11 protein-coding genes are annotated in these 9771 nt (G+C 65.4%); 10 read left to right on the top strand and 1 reads right to left on the bottom strand.

The window, feature by feature from the left end; genetic code table 11:
- The first annotated feature begins 151 nt into the window (after positions 1-151).
- From hfq to V9L20_RS06720, 9 genes are all read left to right on the top strand, one after another.
- Positions 152-397, top strand: a complete 246-nt coding sequence (gene hfq, locus V9L20_RS06760) for an RNA chaperone Hfq (RefSeq protein WP_012747311.1) — start codon at positions 152-154, stop codon at positions 395-397.
- Positions 398-451: 54 nt separating this feature from the next.
- Complete coding sequence (hflX, locus tag V9L20_RS06755; RefSeq protein WP_337295976.1) at positions 452-1621, top strand: GTPase HflX; 1170 nt, start codon at positions 452-454, stop codon at positions 1619-1621.
- A 74-nt stretch (positions 1622-1695) separates the two neighbouring features.
- Entirely contained in the window at positions 1696-3060 is a 1365-nt protein-coding gene (hflK, locus tag V9L20_RS06750; protein WP_337296127.1) for an FtsH protease activity modulator HflK, read from the top strand.
- Between the two features lie 16 nt (positions 3061-3076).
- Entirely contained in the window at positions 3077-3979 is a 903-nt protein-coding gene (gene hflC / locus V9L20_RS06745; protein ID WP_126747289.1) for a protease modulator HflC, read from the top strand.
- Positions 3980-3998: 19 nt separating this feature from the next.
- Positions 3999-4187, top strand: a complete 189-nt coding sequence (locus tag V9L20_RS06740; RefSeq protein ID WP_337295975.1) for a DUF2065 domain-containing protein — start codon at positions 3999-4001, stop codon at positions 4185-4187.
- Between the two features lie 43 nt (positions 4188-4230).
- On the top strand, positions 4231-5391 hold the full coding sequence (locus tag V9L20_RS06735) for an ATP phosphoribosyltransferase regulatory subunit (protein ID WP_337295974.1): 1161 nt from the start codon (positions 4231-4233) through the stop codon (positions 5389-5391).
- Positions 5392-5414: 23 nt separating this feature from the next.
- Positions 5415-6746, top strand: a complete 1332-nt coding sequence (locus V9L20_RS06730; protein WP_258505860.1) for an adenylosuccinate synthase — start codon at positions 5415-5417, stop codon at positions 6744-6746.
- 18 nt (positions 6747-6764) lie between these two features.
- Complete coding sequence (locus V9L20_RS06725) at positions 6765-7289, top strand: phosphoribosyltransferase (RefSeq protein ID WP_258505861.1); 525 nt, start codon at positions 6765-6767, stop codon at positions 7287-7289.
- A 181-nt stretch (positions 7290-7470) separates the two neighbouring features.
- The gene (locus tag V9L20_RS06720) at positions 7471-8004 is read left to right on the top strand and encodes a hemerythrin domain-containing protein (RefSeq protein WP_337295973.1); all 534 of its coding nucleotides are present in this window, start codon (positions 7471-7473) and stop codon (positions 8002-8004) included.
- 29 nt (positions 8005-8033) lie between these two features.
- On the opposite strand, the gene V9L20_RS06715 is transcribed toward V9L20_RS06720, so the two are convergent.
- The gene (locus tag V9L20_RS06715; protein ID WP_258505864.1) at positions 8034-8486 is read right to left on the bottom strand and encodes a VOC family protein; all 453 of its coding nucleotides are present in this window, start codon (positions 8484-8486) and stop codon (positions 8034-8036) included.
- A gap of 85 nt (positions 8487-8571) precedes the next feature.
- Here V9L20_RS06715 and V9L20_RS06710 point away from each other — a divergent pair, with 85 nt between their 5' ends.
- Complete coding sequence (locus V9L20_RS06710) at positions 8572-9765, top strand: PLP-dependent transferase (protein WP_337295972.1); 1194 nt, start codon at positions 8572-8574, stop codon at positions 9763-9765.
- Positions 9766-9771 lie beyond the last annotated feature (6 nt).

Here is a 9771-nt window from a genome sequence, read left to right as displayed (position 1 = left end):
CCGATGGCAGCCAATGAGCTGCGGCTGCGCCGGAAGTTCCGCCTTTTGAGAGACGTTATTTTTCAAAGGCTTTTGACCCCGCCTGCTGCGGCGCAGAAACGCTGTGTTAAGGTCATCTCTCCAACAACTACTCTTGAACACGGAGAATATCGTGAGCAATAAAGGGCAACTTCTACAAGACCCGTTTCTGAACACCCTGCGTCGCGAGCATGTGCCGGTCTCCATTTATTTGGTGAACGGTATCAAGCTGCAGGGCCAGATCGAGTCTTTCGACCAGTACGTCGTGTTGCTTCGCAACACGGTGACACAAATGGTCTACAAGCACGCCATTTCCACTATCGTGCCGGGTCGTGCCGTCAACTTCTCGGCTGCCGAGAACGACGACGCCGCAGCCTGATCGCGCGGAGCGCGGCGGTATCCACCGCCGCGCTTTTTCCATATTTGATCCCGCTTGTCTGAACTGAACTCCCGCCAGGAAGGCGCCGCCGTTCTCGTCGGCGTCGATTTCGGGCTGCCCCATTTCGACAGCGAACTCGAGGAACTCGGCCTGCTTGCGCAGACCGCGGGCCTGGAACCTGTCGCCCGACTCATCTGCAAGCGCAAGGCGCCCGACGCAGCGCTCTTCGTCGGAAGCGGCAAAGCCGATGAAATCAAGGAACTGGCTGCGATGCACCAGGCCAGCGAGGTCATCTTCGACCAGTCGCTGAGCCCCGCGCAGCAGCGCAATCTCGAGCGTCAGCTCGATGTGGCGGTGTACGACCGCACCTTCCTCATTCTCGAAATCTTCGCGCAGCGGGCCCGCTCCCATGAGGGCAAGCTGCAGGTCGAACTGGCGCGGCTGCAATATCTCAGCACGCGCCTGGTTCGCCGCTGGTCCCACCTGGAGCGCCAGACGGGTGGTGCGGGTGTGCGCGGCGGCCCCGGCGAAAAGCAGATCGAACTCGATCGCCGGATGATCAGCGAGTCGATCAAGCGCACACGCGAGCGCCTCGCCAAGGTGCAGAAGCAGCGCGGAACGCAGCGCCGCCAGCGTGAGCGCCGCGAGACCTTCAACATCTCGCTCGTCGGCTACACCAACGCGGGCAAGTCTTCGTTGTTCAACGCGCTGGTGAAGGCCCGCGCGTATGCAGCCGACCAGCTTTTTGCAACGCTCGACACCACCACGCGCAACCTGTACCTGGGCGACGCCCGCCGGCAAGTCTCCATTTCGGACACCGTCGGCTTCATTCGCGACCTGCCTCACGGCCTGGTCGACGCGTTCAAGGCCACCTTGCAAGAGGCGGTCGATGCCGATTTGCTGCTGCATGTGGTGGATGCCTCCAACCCGCATTTCCCCGAGCAGATGGCCGAGGTTCAATCGGTTCTTCGCGACATCGGGGCCGATGCCGTTCCGCAGCTTCTGGTGTTCAACAAGCTCGACGCCCTTGAAACCGCACAACATCCGCTGCATCTGCAGGACGAGATGGAAGTCGACGGCGTGCAGGTCCCGCGTATCTTCCTGAGCGCGCGAAGCGGCGAGGGCGTTCCCCTGCTGCGGGCCGAGCTGGCCCGCCGGTCGGGTTCCGTGGGCGATACGATGACCCCAGAGGCCGACACTGAATTGCACGATACCGCCAATTGATTGGGCACAATCCCGCCACTGACAAGAGAACGAAGCGAATGAATGCAAAGCCAGCGTGGAGAGGGTTTCTGGGCATGTTCAACCTGAACGATGGCCGGTGGGGGCGTGGCGATGAGCCCGCATCCAACGGCGACCGCCCGACCGGCAACCGACCTCCCGACGCAGACCCACCGGGCGCCCCGACGCCCCCGCCTTCGGGCAACAGCAACCAGAACAACGGCAACCGCCCTCGCGGGCAGGGCCCCAATCAGGGGCCGCCGGATCTGGACGAGCTCTGGCGCGACCTCAATCGCAAGCTGGGCGGCTTCTTCGGCGGCAAGGGCGGCGGCAATCGCCCGAGCGGCAACGATGGCGGCGGCAACGGCTACAGGCCCGACATGAAGAATGCAGGCTTCGGCATCGGCCTCGTGGCCATCGTGGCCGTTCTCATCTGGCTGGGTACCGGTTTCTTCATCGTGAACGAAGGCCAGCAGGCCGTGGTTACCCAGTTCGGCCGCTACAAGGCGACCGTGGGCGCGGGTTTCAACTGGCGCCTGCCTTACCCGATCCAGCGCCACGAAGTGGTCGTGGTCACGCAGATCCGTTCCACCGATGTGGGCCGCGACGCCATCGTGCGCTCGACCGGCCTGCGCGAGTCCGCCATGCTGACCGAAGACGAGAACATCGTCGAAATCAAGTTTGCCGTGCAGTACCGCCTGAGCGACGCACGCGCCTACCTGTACGAAAGCAAGTCGCCCACCGAAACCGTGGTGCAGGTGGCCGAAACCGCCGTGCGCGAGGTGGTCGGCAAGATGAAGATGGATGCGGCCCTGGCCGAGGAGCGCGACCAGATCGCGCCCCGCGTGCGTACGCTGATGCAGACCATCCTCGACCGCTACAAGGTTGGTGTCGAGGTGGTCAACATCAACTTGCAGCAGGGCGGCGTGCGACCGCCGGAGCAGGTGCAAGCCGCGTTCGACGACGTGCTCAAGGCCGGACAGGAACGCGAGCGCGCCAAGAACGAAGCCCAGGCCTATGCCAACGACGTGGTGCCGCGTGCAACGGGTACCGCATCGCGCCTGAAGGAAGAGTCCGAGGCGTACAAGGCGCGCATCGTCGCGCAGGCGCAAGGTGATGCCGGCCGCTTCGCCGCCGTGCTGGCCGAATACCAGAAGGCACCGCAGGTCACGCGCGACCGCATGTATACCGACGCCATGCAGCAGATCTACGCCAGCACCACCAAGGTGCTGGTCGACACCAAGCAAGGCTCCAACCTGCTGTACCTGCCGCTCGACAAGCTCATGCAGGCGAGCGGCAACAACCAGGCAACGCCCGTCGATGCAGCCAGCCCCAGCGTGGCCGGTACCGCGCCCGCCCAGTCCTCGGTGATTCCCGTGGCCCCTGCCGCCGGCGACAACCGTGCCCGCGACGGCCGTTCGCGCGACCGCGACGTGCGTTGAAAAGGCTAAGAAGAACATGAACAGAATCGGATTCATCGCCTCGTCGATCCTCGTGCTGCTGGTGCTGCTGAGCTCGACCCTCTTCGTGGTCGACCAGCGCCAGTTCGGCGTGGTGTACGCCCTGGGGCAGATCAAGCAGGTCATTACCGAGCCGGGCCTGCATTTCAAGCTGCCGCCGCCGCTGCAGAACGTCTCGTACATCGACAAGCGGCTGCTCACGCTGTCCAGCCTCGACACCGAGCCCATGCTCACGGCCGAGAAGCAGCGCGTGGTGATCGACTGGTATGTGCGCTGGCGCATCACCGATCCGCAGGCCTACATCCGCAACGTCGGCCTCGACGAGAGCGCCGGCGCCACGCAGCTCAATCGCGTGGTTCGCAACGCCTTCCAGGAAAACATCAACAAGCGCACCGTGCGCGACCTGATCTCCGTGCGCCGCGAAGCCCTCATGGCCGACGTGCAGCGCGAAGTACTGGCCGTGGTGAAGGGCGCCAAGCCCTGGGGCGTGGACGTGATCGACGTGCGCATCACGCGTGTCGACTATGTGGAAGCAATCACCGAATCGGTCTACCGCCGCATGGAGGCCGAGCGCAAGCGCGTTGCCAACGAGCTGCGTTCGACCGGTTTTGCCGAAGGCGAAAAGATCCGCGCCGACGCCGACCGCCAGCGCGAAGTGATCGTGGCGAACGCATACCGCGATGCCCAGAAGATCAAGGGCGAGGGCGATGCCCAGGCGGCCGCCGCCTACAGCGAGGCCTTTGGCCGCGATGCGCAGTTCGCCCAGTTCTACCGCAGCCTCGAAGCCTACAAGCAGAGCTTCAACAAGAAGAGCGACGTGATGGTGCTCGATCCGTCGTCCGACTTCTTCCGCGCCATGCAGAGCGCCGGCACGCCAGCAGGCAACGCGCCGCGCCGCTGATCCGGCGGCCGGCTTCGTCGTGAGCGCCGAGATCTTCTGGAGCGCGCTGGCGCTCGTGCTGGTGATCGAAGGCATCCTGCCTTTCGTGTCGCCGGGCAGGTGGCGGCGCGGCTTCGGCCAGCTGATGCAGCTGCGCGACGGTCAGCTGCGTTTCTTCGGACTTTGCAGCATCTTGCTGGGTTTGCTCCTCCTTTGGGTTTTGGGGTAGCTGGTCCCGGTAGAATCCCGGTTTAACCACGCCCCCGATCCCCATGTCCGCCTGGGTCCTCCCGGATCACATTGCCGATGTGCTGCCTTCCGAGGCGCGCCACATCGAAGAACTTCGACGCCAGCTGCTCGATACCGCCCGTGGCTATGGCTACGAGCTGGTGATGCCGCCGCTGCTCGAACACCTCGAGTCGTTGCTGTCGGGCACCGGCGAGGCGCTCGACCTCCAAACCTTCAAGCTCGTCGACCAGCTCTCCGGCCGCAGCATGGGCCTGCGTGCCGACACCACCCCCCAGGTGGCGCGCATCGACGCCCACTTGCTGAACCGCGAGGGCGTGGCCCGCCTGTGCTACTGCGGCCCTGTGCTCCATACCCGCCCGGATCGGCCGCACGCCACGCGCGAGCCGCTGCAGTTCGGCGCCGAAATCTACGGCCATGCCGGGCTCGAAGCCGACACCGAAACCCTGCTGCTGGCACTCGACTGCCTTCAGGCGGCCGGCATTGGCAATGGCCTGATCGTCGACCTGGCGGACGCACGCATCGTGCGGGCGCTGTTTGCCGGCGTGCCGGTCGATGCCTCGGTGCTGGCGCGCGTGCATGCGGCCCTCGTTGCCAAGGATGCAAGCGAGCTGCATGCGCTCACGCGCAACTTCCCGGCGACATCTCGCGACGGCTTGCGCGCGCTGGTCCAGCTGTATGGCGATGCCTCGGTGCTCGACGAGGCGGCCAAGGCCCTCAAGGGCACCCCCGCCGTCAGCGCGGCGCTCGCCGGACTGAAGCAGCTTGCCGACAGCCTGCAAGGCGATTCGGGGCGGCAGATCAGCTTCGACCTGGCCGACCTGCGCGGCTATGCCTACTACAGCGGCATGCGCTTCGGCATCTATGTGCCGGGCGCGGCCGATGCGCTGGTGCGCGGCGGCCGCTACGACGAAGTCGGTGCCGTGTTCGGCCGCAACCGCCCCGCGGTCGGCTTCAGCCTCGACGTGCGCGAGCTGGTCGGCGTGCTGCCGGCACGGCCGCTGCGCGCTGCCATCCGCGCACCGTGGAGCGACGCCGCCGGCCTGCGCCAGGCCATTGCGGGACTGCGCAAGGCCGGCGAAACCGTGGTCTGCGTACTGCCCGGCCACGGCAGCGAAATCGATGAATTCCATTGCGACCGTGAGCTCGTCGAGCAAGCAGGGCAGTGGCAAGTCCGAGCCATCTGAATTTTTGAAGTAATGGAACGAGCATGAGCGTAACCACCGGAAGAAACGTGGTCGTCGTCGGTACCCAGTGGGGCGACGAGGGCAAGGGCAAGCTGGTCGATTGGCTGACGGAAAGCGCCCAGGGCGTGGTCCGCTTCCAGGGCGGCCACAACGCGGGCCACACGCTGGTCATCAACGGTGTGAAAACCGCGTTGCACCTGATCCCGAGCGGCATCATGCGCCCGGGCGTCAAGTGCTACATCGGCAACGGCGTGGTGCTGTCGGCGGCCAAGCTCTTCGAGGAAATCGAAGGCCTGGAGAAAGCCGGCGTCGAAGTGCGTTCGCGCCTGCGCATCAGCGAGGCCTGCCCGCTGATCCTGCCGTTCCATGCCGCGCTCGACATCGCGCGCGAGACCTACCGCGAAAAGGGTGGCGTCGAGAAGATCGGCACCACCGGCCGCGGCATCGGCCCGGCCTACGAAGACAAGATTGCCCGCCGTGCGCTGCGCGTGCAAGACCTGAAGCACCCCGAACGCTTTGCCACCAAGCTGCGCGTGCTGCTCGACCTGCACAACCATGTGCTGACCCAGGTGCTCGGCGCGCCCGCCATCGACTTCGACCTAGTGTTCGACGAGGCCATGCGCCATGCGGCACTGCTCAAGCCGATGATGGCCGACGTGTCGCGCGAACTGAACGACGCGCACAAGGCCGGCGCCAACCTGCTGTTCGAAGGCGCGCAAGGCACGCTGCTCGACGTCGACCACGGCACCTACCCGTACGTCACTTCGAGCAACTGCGTGGCCGGCAATGCCGCCGCCGGTTCGGGCGTGGGCCCGGGCATGCTGCACTACATCCTGGGCATCACCAAGGCCTACTGCACGCGCGTGGGCGGCGGTCCGTTCCCGACGGAGCTCGACTGGGCGACGCCGGGCACGCCCGGCTATCACATGAGCACCGTGGGCGCTGAAAAGGGCGTGACCACGGGCCGCAGCCGCCGCTGCGGCTGGTTCGATGCCGCGCTGCTCAAGCGCTCGGCGCAGGTCAACGGCCTCTCGGGGCTGTGCATCACCAAGCTCGACGTACTGGACGGCCTCGAAAAGCTCGAGCTGTGCACCGGCTACGAACTCGACGGCGAGATCACCGACATCCTGCCGATGGGCGCGGACGAAATCGAACGCTGCACGCCCATCTACGAAACCCTCGAAGGCTGGAGCGAAAGCACCGTCGGCGTCACGCAGTACGACAAGCTGCCCGTCAATGCGCGGCTCTACCTGCAGCGCATCGAGCAGATCACGGGCGTGCCGATCCATATGGTGTCGACCAGCCCCGACCGCGATCACACGATCATGATGCGCCACCCTTATCTTGCCGACTGAACAGGAACGAACCAGACCATGTTGACCGAAGACGGCAAACATCTCTACGTCAGCTACGACGAGTACCACAACCTGATCGAGAAGCTCGCGATCAAGGTGCATCAGTCGGGCTGGGAGTTCGACACCATTCTTTGCCTTGCGCGCGGCGGCATGCGTCCGGGCGACGTGCTTTCGCGCATCTTCGACAAGCCGCTCGCCATCATGTCGACCAGCTCGTACCGCGCCGACGCCGGCACGGTGCAGGGCCACCTCGACATCGCCCGCTACATCACCACGCCCAAGGGCGAGATCGCCGGCAAGGTGCTGCTGGTCGACGACCTCGCCGATTCGGGGCACACGCTGCATGCGGTGATGGACATGCTGCGCAACAACTACGCACCGATTACCGAGCTGCGCAGCGCCGTGCTCTGGACCAAGGCGCTGTCGACGTTTACGCCCGACTACTCGGTCGAATACCTCGCGACCAATCCCTGGATTCACCAGCCCTTCGAAGGCTACGACTCGCTCGGGCCTGAAAAGCTGCTCGAGAAGTGGTCGGTCTGAGCTGATAGCGGCCCCAGGGGCTGCAACTCATCAGTTCCCCAGGCTCCCCGGCATGTAGGCGCACGGCGCGTATGCGCCGCCACGGCTTGCAGTCCCTGCTGCAACGATGTAGAACGATAGCGTTAAAGCTTGAAGTTCACAGGCAGTTTTGGAGCCGTCAGCGGCTCCAAAGGAGTCAGGCATGTTGGCAGCCGAATGCGCGTGGGCCATCTTGCGCGCGGAGCACGTTCGCACCCGGGAATTGCTGGATTGCCTCCGCGAGGCGATGAAGGCGGGGGGCGAGGCGAGCGTTCGGCAACGCGCAACGTCCGCCATCGAGATCATCGAGCGGCTTCGGGCCTTCGAAGAAAACACGCATCGCCCCAAAGGCGTTGTCATGCTGAACATACTTCGCGGCAGGTCACGCGAAGCCGACGAGCTCCTTGAGCAGCTCGATGCCGAGAGCGAGTGCTGCAACGGCCTCATCTCGCAGGCGCGGCTGCTGCTCGAGCGCGCCCGGTCCGGCGACACCGATGCGGCCGGGCAGGCCGGCGCCCTGTTGCGGCAGCACCGGCAGTTCATGTCCACGCATCTGGACAAGGAAGACACGCTCCTGCATTCGCAAACCGCGCTGCTGCTCACGGCCGAAGAGTGGGCGACCGTGGTCTCGTCCATCTCGAAGGAAGTAGGCGCAGCGAGAAAGCGCGAGCATCGGCGCCCAACGGTGAACGGGTAAACCTCTCGGAAACCCAGTGCGACCGGTGCCTACGCTCCGCCGGAATCGAACATCGCGGTGTAGCGACGCTGCATCTCTTCAGGCGTCAGCTTCTCGATGCTGTGGCCCACGTTCCAGCGATGCCCGAACGGATCGCGGAACACGCCCGATCGCTCGCCATAGAACTGGTCCTGCGGCGCCATGTCGAGCGTGGCACCGGCCTCGACGGCCCGCGCCACCACGGCATCGGCATCGTCCACGTGCAGATGCAGCGTGACCGCGGTGCCGCCTAGCGTCCTGGCGCTGTGGATGTTGTATTCGGCGAACTCGTCTGAAAGCATCAGGATCGCACCGTTGTGGAAGTCGAGTTCCGCATGCCCGATGCGGCCGCTCGGTTCGGTCAGCCGGAAGATTTCCTTGACCTCGAAGACCTTGCAGTAGAAGTCGATGGCGGCGCCGGCGTTGTCGACGCAGAGATACGGAAAAAGCTCGTGGATGGCCATGGAAGCTGCCTTTCGGGTGAGGGGAAAAACAGGCTGTTGCCCATCGGCGCATTGTGCGGCGAAACGCCGCGCTAGCATCGGGGCCATGAGCAAGCCCTCCACGACCCTGATTCACCATCCCTACAAGCCCCCCGCCAACTTCGCCGCGCCGCAGCCGGGCATCTACAAGGCCTCGACCGTGTTCTTCGCCGACGTGGCCGCCATGCGCGCGCGTGACTGGAAGACCAAGGCCGGCTACACCTACGGCCTGCACGGCACGCCGACCACCTTCACGCTCGAGGAACGCCTGGCCACCCTCGAAGGCGGCACCGAATGCCTGCTGGTGCCGAGCGGGCTTGCCGCCATCTCGCTGGTTGCCTTCGCTTTCCTGAAGAGCGGCGACGAGGTGCTGATTCCCGACAATGCCTATGGCCCCAACAAGGCGTTGGCCACCGGCGAGCTGGCCAACTTCGGCATCACGCATCGCATGTACGACGCGATGAACCCGGCCGACCTGCAGGCCAAGCTCTCGGAGCGTACGCGGCTCGTCTGGGTCGAGGCGGCGGGTTCGGTGACGATGGAGTTTCCCGATCTGCCGGCGCTGGTGGACATCTGCCGCGCCCGCGGCGTGGTCACGGCGCTGGACAACACCTGGGGCGCGGGGCTGGCGTTTGCCCCCTTCGACTTCAACGGCAGCGGGCAGGGCGTGGACATCTCGGTGCATGCGCTCACCAAATACCCGAGCGGCGGAGGCGACGTGCTGATGGGCAGCGTCATCACGCGGGACGAGCGGCTGCACCGCGCTCTCAAGCTCACCCACATGCGGATGGGCTTCGGCGTCGGCGTGGGCGACGTGGAGACGCTGTTGCGCTCGCTGCCCAGCGTCGGGCTGCGCTACGCCGCCCATGACCGCACCGCGCGCGAACTGGCACGCTGGCTCAGCGGCCGCGAAGAGATCGCGCAGGTGCTCCACCCGGCGCTGGAGGAATCGCCGGGCCATGAAAACTGGCGCGCCCTCTGCGGCGAAACCGACCTGGCCGCGGGCCTGTTCTCGGTCGTGTTCGATGCGAGCTACAGCACCGAACAGGTCGACCGCTTCTGCGACAGCCTGAACCTGTTCCGTCTCGGCTACTCATGGGGCGGCCCGGTCAGCCTGGTGGTGCCCTACGACATCGGCCTGATGCGCGATGCCAACGTGGCGCCCTGGCCGCACAAGGGCACGCTCGTGCGCTTCTCGGTCGGCCTGGAGGACGTGGAAGACCTGCGCGCCGACCTGCAGCAGGCGCTACTGCAGATGTAGGCCTTG

It is taken from the genome of Variovorax sp. CCNWLW225, assembly GCF_037204045.1.
Lineage (GTDB): Bacteria > Pseudomonadota > Gammaproteobacteria > Burkholderiales > Burkholderiaceae_C > Variovorax.
Note: the sequence above shows the minus strand (reverse complement) of the source record. Positions and strands in the feature narration are given on the sequence as shown.